The 16,876-nt window shown below is 64.8% G+C and carries 16 protein-coding genes; 4 read left to right on the forward strand and 12 right to left on the reverse strand.

Annotated features, from left to right (window positions below; genetic code table 11):
* Positions 1 to 84: 84 nt before the first annotated feature.
* From CQ050_RS02660 to CQ050_RS02675, 4 genes are all read right to left on the reverse strand, one after another.
* Positions 85 to 1,689, reverse strand: coding sequence for a methyl-accepting chemotaxis protein (locus CQ050_RS02660; RefSeq protein WP_304529339.1), 1,605 nt, complete (start codon positions 1,687 to 1,689; stop codon positions 85 to 87).
* A 360-nt stretch (positions 1,690 to 2,049) separates the two neighbouring features.
* Positions 2,050 to 2,667 (reverse strand): flavin reductase family protein, encoded by a 618-nt coding sequence (locus CQ050_RS02665; RefSeq protein WP_105555271.1) that lies wholly within the window; start codon positions 2,665 to 2,667, stop codon positions 2,050 to 2,052.
* 3 nt (positions 2,668 to 2,670) lie between these two features.
* Entirely contained in the window at positions 2,671 to 3,630 is a 960-nt protein-coding gene (locus CQ050_RS02670; RefSeq protein ID WP_105555272.1) for a carbon-nitrogen hydrolase family protein, read from the reverse strand.
* Positions 3,631 to 3,646: 16 nt separating this feature from the next.
* On the reverse strand, positions 3,647 to 5,299 hold the full coding sequence (locus CQ050_RS02675; protein ID WP_105555273.1) for an MFS transporter: 1,653 nt from the start codon (positions 5,297 to 5,299) through the stop codon (positions 3,647 to 3,649).
* Positions 5,300 to 5,471: 172 nt separating this feature from the next.
* Here CQ050_RS02675 and CQ050_RS02680 point away from each other — a divergent pair, with 172 nt between their 5' ends.
* Positions 5,472 to 6,320, forward strand: a complete 849-nt coding sequence (locus tag CQ050_RS02680) for an IclR family transcriptional regulator (protein WP_105555274.1) — start codon at positions 5,472 to 5,474, stop codon at positions 6,318 to 6,320.
* Between the two features lie 25 nt (positions 6,321 to 6,345).
* On the opposite strand, the gene CQ050_RS02685 is transcribed toward CQ050_RS02680, so the two are convergent.
* Together CQ050_RS02685 and CQ050_RS02690 are read right to left on the reverse strand one after the other, a co-directional pair.
* The gene (locus CQ050_RS02685) at positions 6,346 to 7,332 is read right to left on the reverse strand and encodes a tripartite tricarboxylate transporter substrate binding protein (RefSeq protein ID WP_105555275.1); all 987 of its coding nucleotides are present in this window, start codon (positions 7,330 to 7,332) and stop codon (positions 6,346 to 6,348) included.
* A 73-nt stretch (positions 7,333 to 7,405) separates the two neighbouring features.
* Positions 7,406 to 8,533, reverse strand: coding sequence for a mandelate racemase/muconate lactonizing enzyme family protein (locus CQ050_RS02690; RefSeq protein WP_105555276.1), 1,128 nt, complete (start codon positions 8,531 to 8,533; stop codon positions 7,406 to 7,408).
* A 162-nt stretch (positions 8,534 to 8,695) separates the two neighbouring features.
* Between CQ050_RS02690 and CQ050_RS02695 the strand changes: the two genes are divergently transcribed.
* Complete coding sequence (locus CQ050_RS02695) at positions 8,696 to 9,580, forward strand: LysR family transcriptional regulator (RefSeq protein ID WP_105555277.1); 885 nt, start codon at positions 8,696 to 8,698, stop codon at positions 9,578 to 9,580.
* A 12-nt stretch (positions 9,581 to 9,592) separates the two neighbouring features.
* Here the strand turns inward: CQ050_RS02695 and CQ050_RS02700 are convergent, their stop codons facing one another.
* On the reverse strand, positions 9,593 to 10,831 hold the full coding sequence (locus CQ050_RS02700; RefSeq protein WP_105555278.1) for an amidohydrolase family protein: 1,239 nt from the start codon (positions 10,829 to 10,831) through the stop codon (positions 9,593 to 9,595).
* Positions 10,832 to 10,894: 63 nt separating this feature from the next.
* Positions 10,895 to 11,092, reverse strand: coding sequence for a hypothetical protein (locus CQ050_RS02705; RefSeq protein WP_199196731.1), 198 nt, complete (start codon positions 11,090 to 11,092; stop codon positions 10,895 to 10,897).
* A 189-nt stretch (positions 11,093 to 11,281) separates the two neighbouring features.
* On the opposite strand from CQ050_RS02705, the gene CQ050_RS02710 reads away from it, so the two are divergent.
* Both CQ050_RS02710 and CQ050_RS02715 read left to right on the forward strand, forming a co-directional pair.
* Positions 11,282 to 11,779, forward strand: coding sequence for a hypothetical protein (locus CQ050_RS02710; protein ID WP_105555279.1), 498 nt, complete (start codon positions 11,282 to 11,284; stop codon positions 11,777 to 11,779).
* A gap of 290 nt (positions 11,780 to 12,069) precedes the next feature.
* The gene (locus CQ050_RS02715) at positions 12,070 to 12,414 is read left to right on the forward strand and encodes a virulence factor (protein WP_105555280.1); all 345 of its coding nucleotides are present in this window, start codon (positions 12,070 to 12,072) and stop codon (positions 12,412 to 12,414) included.
* A 299-nt stretch (positions 12,415 to 12,713) separates the two neighbouring features.
* On the opposite strand, the gene CQ050_RS02720 is transcribed toward CQ050_RS02715, so the two are convergent.
* The 4 genes from CQ050_RS02720 to CQ050_RS02735 form a co-directional block, all read right to left on the reverse strand.
* Positions 12,714 to 12,962 carry a hypothetical protein gene (locus CQ050_RS02720; protein ID WP_105555281.1) on the reverse strand — a complete coding sequence of 83 codons (249 nt, stop codon included), beginning with the start codon at positions 12,960 to 12,962 and terminating at the stop codon, positions 12,714 to 12,716.
* Positions 12,963 to 13,192: 230 nt separating this feature from the next.
* Positions 13,193 to 14,539, reverse strand: a complete 1,347-nt coding sequence (gene serS / locus CQ050_RS02725; RefSeq protein ID WP_105555282.1) for a serine--tRNA ligase — start codon at positions 14,537 to 14,539, stop codon at positions 13,193 to 13,195.
* Between the two features lie 42 nt (positions 14,540 to 14,581).
* Positions 14,582 to 15,922: a replication-associated recombination protein A gene (locus CQ050_RS02730; protein ID WP_105555283.1), complete on the reverse strand. Its 1,341-nt coding sequence runs from the start codon at positions 15,920 to 15,922 to the stop codon at positions 14,582 to 14,584.
* Between the two features lie 90 nt (positions 15,923 to 16,012).
* Entirely contained in the window at positions 16,013 to 16,804 is a 792-nt protein-coding gene (locus CQ050_RS02735) for a deaminated glutathione amidase (protein WP_105555284.1), read from the reverse strand.
* Positions 16,805 to 16,876: the final 72 nt, after the last annotated feature.

Here is a 16,876-nt window from a genome sequence, read left to right on the forward strand (position 1 = left end):
ACATTAAGCCCGGGTAGGGGTAGCGGGCACTGATCCCCCCGACGCAACGCTGAAGTGGCGCCTGCCAGCAGGCGCCACTCCGTATCAGTATGCCGCGATCTGCTTCACGGGCGCGGCCAATCGCGCGTCTTGCGTGCGTGGCCCCACCGCATGCCCCGCCCCCGGCAGCTTGAACGCGCTGACCGCCCGCATCAGGTCGGCGGCCTGATCCTGCATGGAACCCGCGGCGGCCGCGGCCTCTTCCACCAGCGCGGCGTTCTGCTGCGTGACTTCGTCCATTTGGGACACGGCCCGATTGACCTGTTCGATGCCGTCGGCCTGCTCGGCGGACGCCGCCGCGATTTCGCCCATGATGTCCGTCACACGCTGCACCGAGCTGACGATTTCCTGCATCGTCGACCCCGCGCGTTCGGCGCTGACCGAGCCCTGGCTGATCTTCTGCACGGTGTCTTCGATCAGCGTCTTGATTTCCTTGGCGGCCTGCGCGCTGCGCTGCGCCAGGGTGCGGACCTCGGCGGCCACCACCGCGAAGCCCTTGCCCTGCTCGCCCGCCCGCGCCGCCTCGACCGCGGCGTTCAGCGCCAGGATGTTGGTCTGGAACGCGATGCCGTCGATAACCGACACGATGTCGGCGATCTTGACCGAGCTGGACGAGATCGCGCTCATCGTGCTGACGACTTCGGACACGGTGGCGCCGCCGCGGGACGCGGTGTCGGACGCCGTGGCGGCCAGCTGGTTCGCCTGGCGCGCGCTGTCGGCGTTCTGCTTCACCGTGGACGACAACTGTTCCATGGATGCGGCGGTCTCTTCCAGCGATGCGGCCTGCTGCTCGGTGCGGGACGACAGGTCGGTGTTGCCGGCCGCGATCTCGCTAGACGCGGACGCCATGCTGTCCACGCCGGTCCGGATGCGGGCGATGGTGCCTGCCAGGTTGGCGTTCATGGATTCCAGCGCCTGCATCAGCTGCCCGATTTCGTCGCGCGACGTCACGGTGACCGTGCTGGTCAAGTCATTGGCGGCGACCGTGCGCGCCACGCGCACCGCTGCGGACAAGGGGCGGGTGATGCCACGGGTCAGCAAAACGGCCAGTAGCAACCCGCTGACGACGGCAAGGGAACCGATCGCGATCATCCAGAAATTCGCGGTGGCGTAGGCGCCCTGGATCTCCGCCGCGCGCGCGTCGATGTCGGCGCGCTGCAGCGTCGACAGCTTGGTGATCTGGTCGATGAACTGGCGCGTGGCCGGCAGGAATTCCTGGGTGAATACTTTGTCGGCCGAGGTCAGGTCGCCCTCCTGCTTGGCTTTGAAGATTGCGTCGCGCGTGCGCAGGTAGTCCGCCCGGGATTTGCGGATACCGTCCCATAACTGCTTTTCTTCGCTGGTTTCGATCAACGGTTCGATCTGCTGCTGCAACGCCGAAGAATTACGGGAAGACGCGGCGGCTTCTTCGGTGAAAAAGCCGGCCAGGCTGGCGTCAGCGCTTTTGGCGATGGCGGTGGTCCGGGTGACCCCGGTCTGGATGTTGCGGGCCCAATCGCTGATCAGGCGCTCTTTGATCAGCGAGCGCTGGGTGACGGTCTCGACCGATTCGTTGATGTTGCCCAAACTGACCAACCCCACGATGCACATGACGATGATCAGGGCCAGCAACACGGAAAAGCCGCTCGCCAGACGGGTTCCAAGCTTCATATTTTTCATACTGCCTCCAGCATCCAGCCAGGCGCTGGGATGCGGGGTTCGGCAGTTGCCGGGCGCCGGCCAAAGGCCGCCTCCCCTGCAAGCCAGACGCCCGCAAGCCCCTGGATGATCCGCCCCCAAAATATTGGTGTTCGATGTGTCGAGAAAATGCCGCCGGAGAAGTCGGAATCGAGGATTCTCGCAACGGTCCAGCACATGCTAGCAGCCGGAATTTGGCGGGCATCGAGCGAACTGGAGACCTTTTTGACAGAAGCTCCCGCGTTTGCGTAACCGTCGCAAAGCAGCCATGGACGAACCGCCCCGGGGCCGCCGCAGGCAAAAAAAAGCGGCCTGATCGGCCGCCCTGGCACGTCAATCGGCGACGGTTGGCCGCGCCAGCTGGAACAGATCCGTGCTGCGGGCATACCACCCGCTGCCGTGCATGCGCGCCACCAGGCCCATCTCGGCGGTTTTCACGTAACCGCGCTCGGCGTCCTGCACAAAGGCGTCATCCACATGCGCGCCCAGCACCCGGCCGATGACCACGACCTGATGCGGCCCGGTCACGATCGTTGCCTGGCTGACGCATTCCAGCGACACCGGGCTGCCCTGGATCAGGGGCGGCCGCACATGCGCGGCCGGCAGCGCCGTCAGCCCGGCCTTGGCCAACTCGTCCACGCCGGGCGGATAGTCCGCGCAGGTCTGGTTCATCTGCTGCATCATCGACTCCGGCACCAGGTTCACCACGAACTCGCCGTTTTCGATGATGTTGGCGCTGGTGTCCTTGAGCTCGCCATTGGCGCGGCGCATCAGGCCGATGGCAACCGTGGGCGGTTCATGCCCCATGACGTTGAAGAAGCTGAACGGCGCCGCGTTCACGCAACCCTCGGCCGATATCGTGGTGACCCACGCGATCGGGCGGGGCGTGACGGTCGAGGTCAGAAGCTTATAGACCGTCTGCGAGGGCAAGGCGCTGAAATCGAAATGCATGACTCAGAGCTCCTGCTGGCCGATCGCGCCCTGGGCGGATACCGCCCGTTTTTCGCGGGTGTCGACGTGCAGCTGGAACACGTCCGGCCGCGCGTAATGGCCGGACACGTCGAAGTCGTACTTGCCGCGCAGGATCTGATTGGGGTTGATGTCGGCGTACAGGATCGTTTCGGCGGAAAAGTCCGGGCCGGCCAGCACTTCGCCCAAGGGGTCGATGATGGCGCTGCCGCCGCGCATCAGCACGGTATCCGGGCTGTCGCCCAGGGCGCATTCGAAGTCTTCCGGATAGGCGTCGCGGCGCAGGTGCTGGCAGGCGGTCAGCACATAACAGCGGCCTTCCAGGGCGATGTGGCGCATGCTGGGGATCCAGCTGTCGCGGTCATCCGCCGTGGGCGCGCAATACAGCGCCACGCCCTGGCTGTACATGTACATGCGCAGCATGGGCATGTAGTTTTCCCAGCAGATAACGGCGCCGATCTTGCCGTAGGGCGTGTCGAAGACGGGCATCGTCGACCCATCGCCAAAGCCCCAGATCAGCCGTTCGCCCGCGGTCGGCATCAGTTTGCGGTGCTTGCCGGCAAGCCCTTCCTGCCCGTTGAAATACAGCACGGTGCAATACAGCGTGCCGCCGTCGGCCTCGATGCAGCCCATCACGACGAAGGTACCGGTGTCGGCGGCGGCCTGGGCCACGACCGCCACTTCTTCGCCGTCCAGGCGGATGGCTTGCTGGTGATAGCTGGCAAAGGCGTCGCGGCCTTCGGCCTTGCGCATGCCGATGGGCGCGCCGAAGGAATTGCCCTTGGGGTAGCCGCCCAGGAAGGCTTCGGGAAACACCAGCACCCGGGCGCCCTGCTCCGCCGCCTGGCGGATCAGGGAGGCCGCCTTATGGGCGCAAGCCAGGCTGTCGGTCGGGATGGACGCCGCCTGAATGACGGCGGCCTTGAAGCTCGATTGCACGGACATGTTTCTCCTCGCTCTTTTAATGGTTGGGATCTTCGTCGATGGCCTGGGCGCGGGTGTTCGGCAGGAACAGGCTGCCAATGACGCCCACCACGACCATCACGGCCACCGGATACATCAGGCCACCGAAGATATTGCCGCTGGCCTGCGCCAGATAGGTTGCGGTGAACGGCACGATCCCGCCGAAGATACCGGCGCCGATGTGGTACGGGAAGGATAGCGCGGTATAGCGGATGCGGGCCGGGAACAGTTCGACCAGATAGGACGCGACCGGTCCGTAGACCATCGCGACGACGGCCGTCATCAACACCAGGATCAGGATGATCGTGGCGCGGTCGACCCGTGCGGGGTCGGCGCGGTCCGGGTAACCGGCGGCCGTCAGCGCGCGGGCGTAGCCGGCGCGGTCGAAGCCGTTGACGGTGACGCCGCCCACGCTCATGGCGATGTCCTGGCCGGGCAGCGGGGCCGCGTATTCGAAGTTGATACCCTTGCCGACCAGGAATTTCTTGGCCTGCACGCATACTTTCTTATGATCGGCATGGCTGCCGATCATGGCGGCCTGCAAGCCGAAGTCGCAGGCGCCGCCGCTCGTGTCGGCGTGCACGCGCACCGGCGTGCTTTGCATGGCCTGGGCCAGCGCTGGGTTGCCGGCCCTCAGCAGCACGTCGAACATGGAGTGATAGCCGATGGCGGCGATGAACAGGCCCGCCATCATGATCCATTTGCGGCCGATGCGATCGGACAGCCAGCCGAACAGCACGAAGGTCGGGGCGCCGATGATGAAGCCGATCAAGATCAACGTGTAGACGCTGGTCTGGTCGATCTGCACCGCCTGCTGCAGGAAGATCATCACGTAGAACTGCCCCGTGAAGTAGGTCGCGCCCTGGCCGGCGGTCACGCCGATCAGCGCCAGCAGCACCAGCCGCAGGCTGGACCATTGGCCAAACGTTTCCTTGATCGGGTTCTTCGACAGGCGGTTCTGCTGCTTCATGCGCGTGAAGACGGGCGATTCATGCAGCTTGGCGCGCACATAGATCGAAATGGCCAGCATCACGATCGACAGGATGAACGGCAGGCGCCAGCCCCATTGCCGGAAATCCTCGGCGCTCATGGCCGCCTGGGTGCACAGGATGACGATCAGCGACAGGATCAGGCCGGCCGACGAGGTGATCTGGATCCAGCCGGTCAAGAGGCCGCGGCGCTTGGGCTCGCAGTGCTCGGCCACGTAGATCACGGCGCCGCCGTATTCGCCGCCCACCGCCAGCCCCTGGATGACGCGCAGCGTCAGCAACAGAATCCACGACAGGTGGCCCGCCGATTCATAGGTGGGCAGGCAGCCGATCAACACCGTGGCGCCCCCCATCATCACGACCGTGATCAGGAAGGTGTACTTGCGGCCCCATTTGTCGCCCAGGTAGCCGAACATCACCGCGCCCAGCGGACGGATGATGAAGCCCACGGCCAGCGCGCCCAATGCGGCAAGCAGCGCCACCGTGGGGTTGTCCTGCGGAAACAGCACCTGGCTCATGAAGACGGCCAGGGTCCCGTAGATGAAAAAGTCATACCACTCGAACAGCGTGCCCAGCGTCGAGGCCACCACCACCTGGCGTTCCTCTTTCCTGCTGAGCGTCGGCCCGGCGTCTATCCGCTGCATTGCGACGTTAGCTTCCATGCTTGCATTCCCCAGTCGTTTTTAATTGATACTGCTGTACGCATTAACTATTATCAAACTTGAATCGAGGCGCGACATAGCTGGGGGAAACCCGGAAAACCTGTCCCCGCCACCGGCCGGAACAGGGCCGGGCCGCTGCTACACTGCCGCCAAAGACACCGTGGAGACAGTGATGGCAAGGCCCGCCGGCAAGGTTGAAAAGAACGCGGAACAGGCGCCGACCGCCGCGCGCCGCGGCATCCAGTCGATTGAAGTGGGGTTCCGGATCCTGGACGTGATCCGCAAGACGGGCCGCCCGATGCCCTTGAAGGAAATCGCCGACGCCTGTGAACTGACCGTGCCGAACGTGCACTATTACCTGGTCAGTTTCCAGAAAGTGGGCGTGGTGCAGCAGCATGCGGACACCGGGCACTATGGCCTGGGACCCTATGCCTTGCGGCTGGGGCTGGCGGCCCTGGAACAATTCGACGTGTTCACCACGGCGCGGCCCATCATGGCCGAGGTGGCCGCCGTCACGGGGCACACCGTGTTCCTGGGGGTGTGGGGCAACAAGGGGCCCACGATCGTCTACCGGGTGGAAGGCAGCCGCAGCCGCCCGTTGCTGGAACTACGCGTGGGCAGCGTGATGCCCTTGCTGTCGTCCGCCCTGGGCCGCAACTTCCTGGCCCATCTGCCGGATGCCCTGACCCGGGACCTGCTAGAGCAGGAGCTGGCCTCGGCGGTGCCGGAAAGCCATGGCGGCGCGCCCGGCAATTCCTATACGGCCAAAGATGTGCAGGCCATCCGCGACGAGGTCCGGAAGCACCACATCAGCCGCTGTCGTCACGCGCTGTTGCCGCACTTCACCTCCCTGTCGGCGCCCATCTTCGACATGCTGGGCGAAATGACCGCCGCCATCACCTTGATGGGGCCGGTGGGCGCGATCGATGATGAACTGGAATCCGGCACTGCGCGCCTGCTGCGCGAGAAAGCCCGCTCGATCTCGGCAATGGCGGGCTGGGTGGACCCGGACGCGCGCTAAGCCGCGTCGCGGGCCGTTCGCCGCGTCAGCTTTCGACGACGATCTTCGCGTCTTTGATCGTCTTCGCGTATTTCTGCTGTTCCTGGGTCATGAAGTCGGCAAAGCGCTGCACGTTGCCGCCGCCGTCTTCCGCGCCCACCTGCGCCAGCTTTTCCTGCACGTCCGGCATGGCCAGCACGCGGTCGATGTCGCGGTTCATGCGCTGGACCATGGCGCCGGGCATCTTGCCTGGCCCCACCATGCCGAACCAGATGCTGGCTTCGAACCCCGGATAGCCCTGCTCGGCCACCGTCGGCACGTCCGGCTGGCTCTTGGAACGCTGCTGCAAGGTCTGCGCCAGCGCGATCACCTTGCCCGATTGCAGCAACGGCGTCGCGGTCGTCATGCCTTCAAAGCAATACTGCACGTGGCCACCCATCAGATCGTTCATTAGCGGAGCCGATCCCTTGTACGGAACGTGCAGCACGTCGATGCCGGCGCGCGCCTTGAATATTTCCAGCGCCAGGTGCTGGGCCGATCCCGCGCCGGCCGAGCCGAACACGATCTTGCCCGGCTGCGCGCGGCACAGCTTGACCAGGTCGGGCAATGTCTTGGCCGGCTGCGACGCGCCGCCGATCAGGATGGTGGGCGTCTTGCCCACCAGCGCGATGGGCGAAAAATCGCGGTCCACGGAATAAGCCAGTTTCGGCTGCAGCCCCGGCGCGATGCCGTGGCTATTCACGTGTGCCATCAAGAGGGTGTTGCCATCATTGGGTTGCCGCGCCACCTGCTCGGCGGCGATGATGCCGGCCGCGCCCGCGCGGTTTTCCACGATGACGGGGATGTTCCACAACACGCCCAGCTTCTGCCCCAGCAAGCGGGCCAGCACATCGGTGCCCCCGCCCGCCGGAAAGCCGACCACGATCTTCACGGGGCCGGACGGCAAGTCCGGCTGTTGCGCCCGGGCCGCGGCGGGCAGGACGAGGCCCACCCCCAGCGCCGCGGCGCCGGTCATGAATTGCCTGCGTTGCATTCTTGTCTCCTCGCGCCGGTCCCGTAGGCCGGCGGCTGGTTTTAGCAAAGCACTGCCTGCTTGCGGTGCGGCCTCAACGGCCGACCCGGACCCACTTCCCGAACCGTTCTACCATGCGCTCGTCGAACCCGAAGCCCAGGCCGGGCTCCTGGTGCAACACCACGCGCCCTTGCTTGTGCGTCAACTGACGATCAACCAGTTTGCGGAAGTTCAGCACCTGGTCGTCCCAGAAGAATTCGACGTAGCGCGCGTTCGGCGTGGCCGCGACAAGCGGCGCATGCACGTCGTGGAACCAGTGCGGGCAGACGACCACGCCATAGCTGGCGGCGGTAGCCGCGATGCGCTTCCATTCTGTGATGCCGCCGCACACGGCGGCGTCCGTCTGCAGGATGCCGGCCGCTCCCTTGTCCAGCAGCTCCTTGTGATACCAGCGGCCATAGCCAATTTCGGCGGTCGCGATCGGCAGGTGCGTCAGGCGCGCCAGCTTGGCATGGCTGTCGATGTCGTCCGGGCTGAAGGGCTCTTCGATGAAATAGGGCTCGTACTGTTCGAAGCGGCGGATGTACTGCATGGCCTGGGTCACGTCCTGCCAGGCGTTGTTGCAGTCCATCATCAATTCGACGTCCGGACCCACGGCCTCGCGCGCAGCCTTCAGCCGCGCTTCTTCCTCGCGCGGCGACAGGCGGCCAGTCTTCATCTTGACGGCACGAAAGCCCTTGTCCACATAGCTGGCCATTTCTTCGCCCAGATGCTGCGGCGTCTTTCCGTCCAGGTAGTAGCCGCCGCTGGCGTAGGCGGGCACGGTTTCAAGTTCCATCGCGCCCAGGAATTTGTGCAGCGGCAGGCCGGCGGTCTTGGCGTTCAAGTCCCACAACGCGATGTCCAGCGCGCTCAGTGCGCGCATCACGGTGCCCTGGCGGCCTTGCAGCAGCGCCTCCTGGTACATGGATTGCCACAGGCCTTCAACGGCATGCGAATCCTTGCCCAGCAGCACGGGCCCCAGCAGGCTTTGCACCGCTGCCTCGAAGATGGCGCCGCCGGCGCTGCCCACATAGCAAAAGCCGATGCCTTCCACGCCATCGGTGGAACGCACCTTGACCAGGCCATAGTGCCGCGTCGAGACGGTGCGGTTCGAGAACGAGGTGACTTTGTCCAACGGCACCGCGGCGGCGCATACGTCGATGGATTCAATGATGGGCACGGCAGGCTCCTTGAGAAAGGGAAATTCCGATAGGCGGCGCCAACGCGGTCTTGCGCAGGCTGAATGCTCTGGACGTATTCTTCCCTTCGCCAAAGAAAACAACAATTATCGTCACGCATCTTTAGAATACGGATATTCCATCTTCCCAAAAGGCTTGCCGCCGTGGATTCGCGCTTCCTGCAAACCTATGTGCACGTGGTGGAACTGGGCTCCATCGCCCAGGCCGCGCGGCACCAGGGCCTGACGCCCGCCACGGTGCAGCAGCGGCTGCGGGCGCTGGAAGCCGACGTGGGCAGCGCACTGATCGCCCGCTCCGGGCGCACCGTCAAACCCACACCGGCCGGTCTTCGCATCCTGGAGCGTGCGCGCCAGATCTTGCGCGACGTGCGCGACCTGCGCTCGGCCGCCAGCGACACCGAGCTGCCCGCCGGCCCTTTGCGGCTGGGCGCCACGCCCACCGCGCTGACCGGCATCATGCCGCCCATACTGCGGACCTGGGTCGCTCGCCATCCGCATATCGAGATCTATATCGAGCCCGCTCCCACCACCCTGCTGTACGGCAAGGTGCTGTCGGGCGAACTGGACGGCGCGCTGCTGGTGCACCCGCTGTTTCCGTTGCCCAAGACCTGCGCGTGGCGCGATCTCCGGCACGAACCCCTGGTGCTGGTCACCCCTGCCGACATGACGGTGCGCGATCCGCTGGCGGTGATCGCGCGCGAACCCTACATCTGCTATGACCGCAGCGTGGTCGGCGGCAAGATGGCGGACGACTATCTGCGGGCGCGCAACCTGCGGCCGCACGTGCGCTTCGAGCTTGATGGAATCGATTCCATCGCCAAGCTGGTTTCGGAGGGATTGGGGGTGGCGTTGCTGCCCGACTGGGCCGCCTCCGACACGCCGCCCGCGCGGGTCAAACGCTGGCCGTTGCCCGCGCCGTGCCCGGTGCGCACCGTGGGCGCGATCTGGCTGCGCGCGGGCGTGCGGTCGGAATTGATGCGGGCGTTCGTGGAACTGACCGAGTCGCAACTCGGCCTGTCCCCGCCCTAGCGCCCTGGCACCTCAGGCGATGGCATCCAGGCCGTTGCGTGCGACGATGGCGCCGCCCGCCACGACCAGGCGGCGGGGCTTGCGGGTCACCACGGCTTCGGCCACGCAACTGGCGTCCACCAGGACCAAGTCGGCGCGCGCGCCAGGGGTCAAGCCGTAATCGGCGAACCCACAGGCACGGGCAGCCGCCCCGGAGACGCAATCGAACGCCCATTCGACCTCGTCGTCGCGCCGCAGGTCGTTGCGCAGGCCGATCATCATGGCGCGCGCCAGCATGTCGGGGCTGCCATAGGGCGTCCAGGTATCGCGGATGCCGTCATTCCCGCCGAAGATCGTCACGCCGGCCTCGCGGCAGGCGCGCACGGCCGGCACGGGCCGCGATGGCGGCGCGGTGGTCAGTACGGCCGTGTCCAACGCGGCCAGGCGCCGCAGCAAGCCGTCCAGCCGCTTGGCGTCGATCCCGCCCAGACAGAAAGCATGGCTGATGACCACCTTGCCTTGCATGCCCAGTGCGGCCACGCGGTCCAGAATCAGGTCCAAGGTGAACGCGCCCAACTCGCCGGGTTCGTGCAGATGGATATCCACCGGCTTGCCATGTTTGTCCGCCAGGCCGAACAACACGTCCAGGGATTTCGCGGGATCGCGGTCGATGGCCGAGGGGTCCAGCCCGCCCAGCACGTCGGCGCCCTGCGCCAACGCCTGATCCAGCAATTCGGCGGTGCCTGGCCGTATCAGCAAGCCCGACTGCGGAAACGCCACGGTCTGGATGTCGACACGGCCGGCCAGTTCCTCGCGGATGGCATGCACGCCGTCCAGATGGCGCAAGCCGGCGTCGGTGTCCACATCGACGTGGCTGCGGATTCGGGTGGTGCCTTCACGCAGGAAGGCCAACGCCAGCGCGCGCGCGTGGCTGCCCGCGTCGTGGCCGGTGCTGGCCCGCCAGGCGCGCTCGTTGTCGATGCGGTCCGTCAGCGCGGACCCGACCTCGTTCACGTACCAGGGCGATTCCCAGTTCGTCTTGTCCAGGTGGGTGTGCCCTTCGATCAAGCCAGGCAGCAGCAAGGCGCCACCGCCGTCTTCCACCAAAGTATCGGCCGCCGCAGCACCGGCTGCCGCAGCATCGGCTGCCGCGGCACCAGCCGCCGCAGCATCGACGCCGGGGCCAATCCGGACGATGCGGCCCGCCCGCACCAGCACGTCCACCGCATCGTCGCGCGAGACGCGGACATTCTTCAATAACAGGTCGGTCATGGCATGTTCCGCACAAGCGCAAGCAGCCGGCCCGAACGGCCGGCTAGGACACCCCCTTGGGCATCAGGCTTGCGGGGGTTCGATCCAGAAGAAGCGTTCGCCCTGGCGAACCATATCGGCCACGCCTTCGGCGCCAATACGGTAGTCGGTGCCCATGAGGGAAGCGCCGCCGTCTTCGTGGATGTGGATGACGGCCAGCGGATCATTCGCCATGGTGTACCAGTAGTAGCCAGGCTTGAGGTCATGCAGGTCTGTATTCATGCCTTGAGTATACAAATAACGACGCCGGTACAAAAAGACAACACTCATACAAACCGTGCCTGACATCGCGAAGACGACAGGTCATACTTGCCCGCACCTAGATAAAAATAGCTGGTGCACGAGTCACACATCGATTGGACGCACTGCCGAAAATGGTCGGGGGTTAATCGATAGGAGAATAGCGAGCGCATGAAAAGGCAGCCACTTCAATTCAGCGAACCGCTTAAACAGGCCGTGTTGGACGGCTCCAAAGTGCAGAGCCGCCGCATTTTGAAGCCGCAGCCGACTAAACCCACGACCGTCTGGTACGCCGATGCCGAAGACTCCGGCAGGTGGGTGGCCATGGGTCCGAACCGAGATAATCCCGCCGAGTTGCGCAAAACGTCCAGCTGGGTGCGATGTCCCTACGGAAAATCCGGCGAGAGCATCATATTGACGGATGAAGCCGGCCAGCCGTTCGCCAGCGCGGTGATCGTGGGCGTGCGCATACAGCGTTTGCAAAACCTGACCGAAGCCGACGCGCGTGCCGAAGGCACGCAAGCGCTGTATGAGTCATCGGCGTTGCTACCGGGCGTACCGCTTCAAACGGCGTTCGCGCTGACGTGGTGTGAACGCTACGGTTCGCATGCCTGGGCGGCGAATCCGTGGGTCTGGGTCGTGGAATTCCGGCGCCAGCAGGCCGAATAAGCGCGGCGCCCCTCCGCCCGCGCCTGGCGGGCCATGCCGGGTTGGTGACGGCGTGTAACTCGCTACCCGGACTTCATCTCATTCCACTTGATTTCAATCCATTTCAAGTGCGGGTTTACCAGGGCGGGCGCACCACGCCGCAGTGCAGCACCTGCCTGGATTCATACAGGGCAGCAGTTGCGGATTGTCGCTATTGAGGGAGGCTCGCTTACGAAAAGCGTGCCGGAAAGCCCGAAAATAGGGCCGTCGAATACTCAACTTTGCTGCGTCATGCAGCAGGCAGGTGCAACATGAAAAAATGGCTTATCGCAAGTGTTGGTGCCGCGGGTCTGCTGATCTCCAGCGTCGCACTGGCCCGTGTGGATGTGGGCATTTCCATCGGCATCCCCGGGGTGGTCTATCCGGCGCCGGTGTATGTCGCACCCGCCCCGGTCTATGTGGCCCCGCCACCGCCCGTCTATTACCGTCCGGCGCCGGTGTATGTCGCCCCGCCGGTGGTATACCCCGCCCCGGTCTATTATCGCGGCGGCCCCTACTGGCGCGGCGGCCCGCCGCAACGTTACTACGGCGGCAACGGCCATTACCGTGGACATGGACACGGACATGGGCACGACCGCGGCGATTGGCGCCGTTGAAAAAGGCAAAGGCCACTCGAATGAGTGGCCTTTTTTGTCGCCCGGCGGTCCCAACATAAAAAGGACTCCCTGGGGAGCAAACATACGAAGCATCCGAGGCCTGGGGCCATGATGCCGTTCCGTCAGGGCATTGTCCGGTGCCCTCGCTGGAACCCAGTCAGGCTGCGGGAGCCTGTACCGGTTTGCCAACCAGGACGGCCGGCTTCTGCACTGCCACATTGGCCTTGTTGGCCTCTTGCGACGATTCCTGAACAAGATCAATCCATCTGCGGGGCGCGCTTGACGCCCGCCACCAACCATTATGCGGACGCATGAGCAAACTCCGGTTCACCATTGAAACGCACGCCATTGATTTCTTGGAACAGTTGGCGGCTTTCCTGTTCTGCTTCGTGCAAGTCCGAGAACGGCGCCTGTCCGGGCACTGTCCAGCATTTTTCCGGTGCGGTACCGCCGACTCGGCGTGTCCATATCTGCACGCGGTAGCCCTGCTCTTCTTCATGAGCGACAGAGCATCTCACACGAAAATCTCCAATCTTTCTTGAAGTCATGGACAACTCCTTGTTTTATATGTGAATGAAGCGTGTAGAACGCGGGTGTATTGTGCCGTAACTATCCGGCCCTTTTATTAAAAATACACAATTGCTCACATCAAAATCAAGCACACACGCGAGTGAGCATAATCAGGGAAAGCGACAGGAATATGTCGCATGATAAAAAAAAACGGAGCCCGCAGGCTCCGTCTTTTTATCCTCCAAATGGAGGATAGGCGCGATACGCGTCAGGGTTTCAGTACCGTCAAGCCGCCCATGTAAGGCTGCAAAGCTTCCGGGACATGCACGCTGCCGTCGGCTTGCTGATGATTTTCCAGCACGGCCACCAACGCACGGCCGACCGCCAGGCCCGAACCGTTCAAGGTGTGCACGAATTCCGGTTTACCTTGTGCATTGCGGAAACGCGCTTGCATGCGGCGGGCCTGGAATGTCTCGCAGTTGGACACCGACGAAATCTCGCGCCAGGTGTTTTGCGCCGGCAACCAGACTTCCAGGTCGTAGGTCTTGGCGGCGCCAAAACCCATGTCGCCCGTGCACAACAGCATGACGCGATACGGCAGGCCCAGCAATTGCAGCACGCGCTCGGCATGGCCGACCATGTCTTCCAATGCCTCGTAAGACTGGTCCGGCTGCGTGATCTGCACCATTTCGACCTTGTCGAACTGGTGTTGACGGATCATGCCGCGGGTATCGCGGCCGCCGCTGCCGGCTTCGGAACGGAAGCACGGCGTGTGGGCGGTGAGCTTGAGCGGCAGGTCGGCGGCGGACTGGATGGTGTCGCGCGCCACGCTGGTCAGCGTGATTTCCGACGTGGAGATCAGGTATTGGTCTTCCCGCACGTACGGATTGCCCGCGGCGTCCACCTTGGGGTCGTCATCGCCGCCGCCCTTGGAGACCGCGAACATGTCGTCCTTGAATTTCGGCAACTGCCCGGTTCCGTAAAGGGTCGAGGCGTTGACGATATAGGGCGTGTAGCACTCGGTGTAGCCGTGCGTGCCCGTTTGCAGGTCCAGCATGAACTGGGACAGCGCACGGTGCAGGCGGGCGATCGGGCCGCGCATGAACGAAAAGCGCGCACCCGACAGCTTGGCCGCCATGTCGAAATCCAGGCCCAACGGTTCGCCGATGGCGACGTGGTCGCGCGCGTCGAACGCCAGGGCCGGCGGATTGCCGTCGGCGCCAGCGGCGCCCGGCAGCCAGCGGCGGACCTCGACGTTGTCGTCGGCGGACTCGCCCTGCGGCACGCTGGCGTGGGGCAGGTTCGGCACTGACATCAGCAGGTCGTTGAGCGGAGCCTGCAAGGCAGCCAGCTCTTCTTCCAGTTGCTTCAGGCGGACCGGCACGGCCTGCGATTCGGCCATGACGGCGCTGGCGTCTTCGCCCTTCGCCTTCAACTGACCGATCTGCTTGGCCAGCGCGTTGCGGCGGGCTTGCAGGGACTCGGTTTCGGTCTGGACGGCCTTGCGGCGAGACTCCAGATCGTTGAACCGTTCCGTGTCGAAGGACACGCCACGGCTCTTGAGGCGGTCTACGACGGTTTGCAGGTCTTTACGCAGCAGTATCGGGTCTAGCATGGTGATGTCAGTGAGGTTGCGGAAGGCGAAGGGCGTGGCCCATCACCGGTTCTTGGCGCGTTCCTGCGCGTCCAGCTCACGCAGGAATGCCAACTTTTGCTGGATTTTAGCCTCCAGGCCGCGATCGGTCGGCCGATAGAAGGAAGGCTTCAGTCCATCAGGGAAATATTGTTCGCCCGCGGCGTAGCCATGCGGCTCGTCGTGGGCATAGCGGTAGGCCTTGCCGTGCCCCAGTTGCTTCATCAGCTTGGTGGGCGCGTTGCGCAGATGGATGGGCACCGGCGCGCTGCCGTGCTCCGCCGCAAACTGGCGTGCCTGATTGTAGGCGTTGTAGACGGCATTGGATTTGGCCGCGCAGGCCATGTAGACCACGGCTTGCGCCAGCGCCAGCTCGCCCTCGGGCGAACCCAGGCGTTCATAGATGTCGGCGCCATTGACCGCCAGGTCGGTGGCGCGCGGATCGGCCAGGCCGATATCTTCGACCGCCATGCGCACCAGCCGGCGCGACAGGTATTTGGGATCGGCGCCGCCGTCGATCATGCGGCAGAACCAGTAGAGGGCGGCGTCCGGGTTGGACCCGCGCACCGATTTATGCAGCGCGCTGATCTGGTCGTAGAAGGCGTCGCCGCCTTTGTCGAAGCGCCGCAGGTTCTGCGACAGCGAGATCTCCAGCCAGGCGGCGTCCACCGAGTCGCGGCCCGCCGACTGTGCCGATTCGGCCACGACTTCCACCGCGCTGATAAGACGACGGGCGTCGCCGTCGGCCCAGGCCGCCAGTTGTTCGCGCGCGTCGGCCTCCACACGGATGGCTTCGCCCTCTTCCAGCCCATCGTTCAACGCAGCGACCGCGCGGTCGACCAGTTGCTGCAGTTCTTCGGGCGAAAGCGATTGCAGCACGTACACCCGCGCCCGCGACAGCAAGGCCGAGTTGACCTCGAACGAGGGGTTCTCGGTGGTGGCGCCGATAAAAGTGAACAGCCCGCTTTCCACGTAGGGCAAAAAGGCGTCCTGCTGCGCCTTGTTGAAGCGGTGCACCTCGTCGACGAAGAGGATGGTGCGGCGGCCCTGGCCTTGCGCCACTTGCGCCACCGTGACGGCCTCGCGAATGTCCTTGACGCCGCCCAGCACGGCCGAAATGGCGATGAACTGCGCGTCGAAACCGTCGGCCATCAGGCGCGCCAGCGTGGTCTTGCCCACGCCCGGCGGCCCCCAGAAGATCATGGAGTGCGGACGGCCGGATTCGAAAGCGACACGCAGGGGCTTATCGGGGCCCAGCAGGTGCGATTGCCCGACGACGTCGGACAACGTGCGCGGGCGCAGGCGCTCGGCCAGGGGCACGTAAGGCCGATGGGCGGGATCGGCCGCGAAGAGATCGTTGCTCATTGGCAGCAGATGAGGGAAGACAGCAAGAAGTTCAAGTGGGTATTACACCATGACCGCCGCCGCGGGCCCGGCCCCGCGGCCCGCGGCCGTTCAGGACAATTCCGGCGGCGCGAAGCGGCGGTTGGCCAACACCGGCAGCACGCGGCGGGCATGCGCCAGGCGCTCGGGGTCGATGTCCGCGAACACCAGCGCCGGCGCCTCGCCCGCGCGCGCCGTCACGACGCCCAAGGGGTCCACCACCATGCTGCAACCGATATTGCGTTCGCCGCATTCGCCGGTAGCCGCCACATAGCAGGTGTTCTCCAGCGCGCGCGCCGTGACGAGGACTTCCCAGTGCATTTCCTTCAGCGGGCCGCGTACCCAGGCGGCCGGCAACACCAGCAGGTCCGCGCCGTCCAGCGCCAGGCGGCGCGCCATTTCGGGAAAGCGCACGTCGTAGCAGGTCATCAGGCCCACGCGCAGGCCGCCGATTTCAAGCAAGGGCGGGATTTCAGTGCCAGGCGTGACGTTGGTGGACTCTTTCATGTTGAAAGCGTCGTACAGGTGCAGCTTGCGGTACTGCGACACGATTTCGCCGTCACGCAGCGTGACAAGCGTGTTCCAGACCCGCCCTTCTCCGGTGGGGATGTGCACGCACATCATGGTCGACAGGGACGAACCCCGGCTTGCCGCAAGCAAACGGCTCATGAACGGACCATCGAGCGGTTGCGCGGCCTTCAACACGATCTGCGGATCGGTGATGTCGCGAGCCAGGATGCCTTCGGGCAGCACCAGCAGATCGGCTCCGCCCGCGCGGGCGCGCTCCATCAGGTCGACGCAGACTTGGGCGTTCTCTTCCCAGACGCGGCTAACGGCGAACTGGCCCAAAGCAACTTTCAGCATGGCTTTTCCTTGTGCGGATCAGTATTTTCCGGCTTGTGCCCGGCATTTCCTATTGTCGCGCCAACTGGTCCG

Origin of the sequence: Achromobacter sp. MYb9 (genome assembly GCF_002975275.1) — a bacterium.
Taxonomy (GTDB): domain Bacteria; phylum Pseudomonadota; class Gammaproteobacteria; order Burkholderiales; family Burkholderiaceae_B; genus Achromobacter.

Excerpts from the sequence above, each read along its gene's own strand:
- CQ050_RS02675 (WP_105555273.1), bottom strand. The coding sequence starts at position 5,299 with ATGGAAGCTAACGTCGCAATGCAGCGGATAGACGCCGGGCCGACGCTC.
- CQ050_RS02710 (WP_105555279.1), top strand. The coding sequence starts at position 11,282 with ATGAAAAGGCAGCCACTTCAATTCAGCGAACCGCTTAAACAGGCCGTG.
- CQ050_RS02700 (WP_105555278.1), bottom strand. The coding sequence starts at position 10,831 with ATGACCGACCTGTTATTGAAGAATGTCCGCGTCTCGCGCGACGATGCG.
- serS (WP_105555282.1), bottom strand. The coding sequence starts at position 14,539 with ATGCTAGACCCGATACTGCTGCGTAAAGACCTGCAAACCGTCGTAGAC.
- CQ050_RS02680 (WP_105555274.1), top strand. The coding sequence starts at position 5,472 with ATGGCAAGGCCCGCCGGCAAGGTTGAAAAGAACGCGGAACAGGCGCCG.
- CQ050_RS02705 (WP_199196731.1), bottom strand. The coding sequence starts at position 11,092 with ATGAATACAGACCTGCATGACCTCAAGCCTGGCTACTACTGGTACACC.
- CQ050_RS02685 (WP_105555275.1), bottom strand. The coding sequence starts at position 7,332 with ATGCAACGCAGGCAATTCATGACCGGCGCCGCGGCGCTGGGGGTGGGC.
- CQ050_RS02660 (WP_304529339.1), bottom strand. The coding sequence starts at position 1,689 with ATGAAGCTTGGAACCCGTCTGGCGAGCGGCTTTTCCGTGTTGCTGGCC.
- CQ050_RS02730 (WP_105555283.1), bottom strand. The coding sequence starts at position 15,922 with ATGAGCAACGATCTCTTCGCGGCCGATCCCGCCCATCGGCCTTACGTG.
- CQ050_RS02720 (WP_105555281.1), bottom strand. The coding sequence starts at position 12,962 with ATGACTTCAAGAAAGATTGGAGATTTTCGTGTGAGATGCTCTGTCGCT.
- CQ050_RS02665 (WP_105555271.1), bottom strand. The coding sequence starts at position 2,667 with ATGCATTTCGATTTCAGCGCCTTGCCCTCGCAGACGGTCTATAAGCTT.
- CQ050_RS02670 (WP_105555272.1), bottom strand. The coding sequence starts at position 3,630 with ATGTCCGTGCAATCGAGCTTCAAGGCCGCCGTCATTCAGGCGGCGTCC.
- CQ050_RS02715 (WP_105555280.1), top strand. The coding sequence starts at position 12,070 with ATGAAAAAATGGCTTATCGCAAGTGTTGGTGCCGCGGGTCTGCTGATC.
- CQ050_RS02735 (WP_105555284.1), bottom strand. The coding sequence starts at position 16,804 with ATGCTGAAAGTTGCTTTGGGCCAGTTCGCCGTTAGCCGCGTCTGGGAA.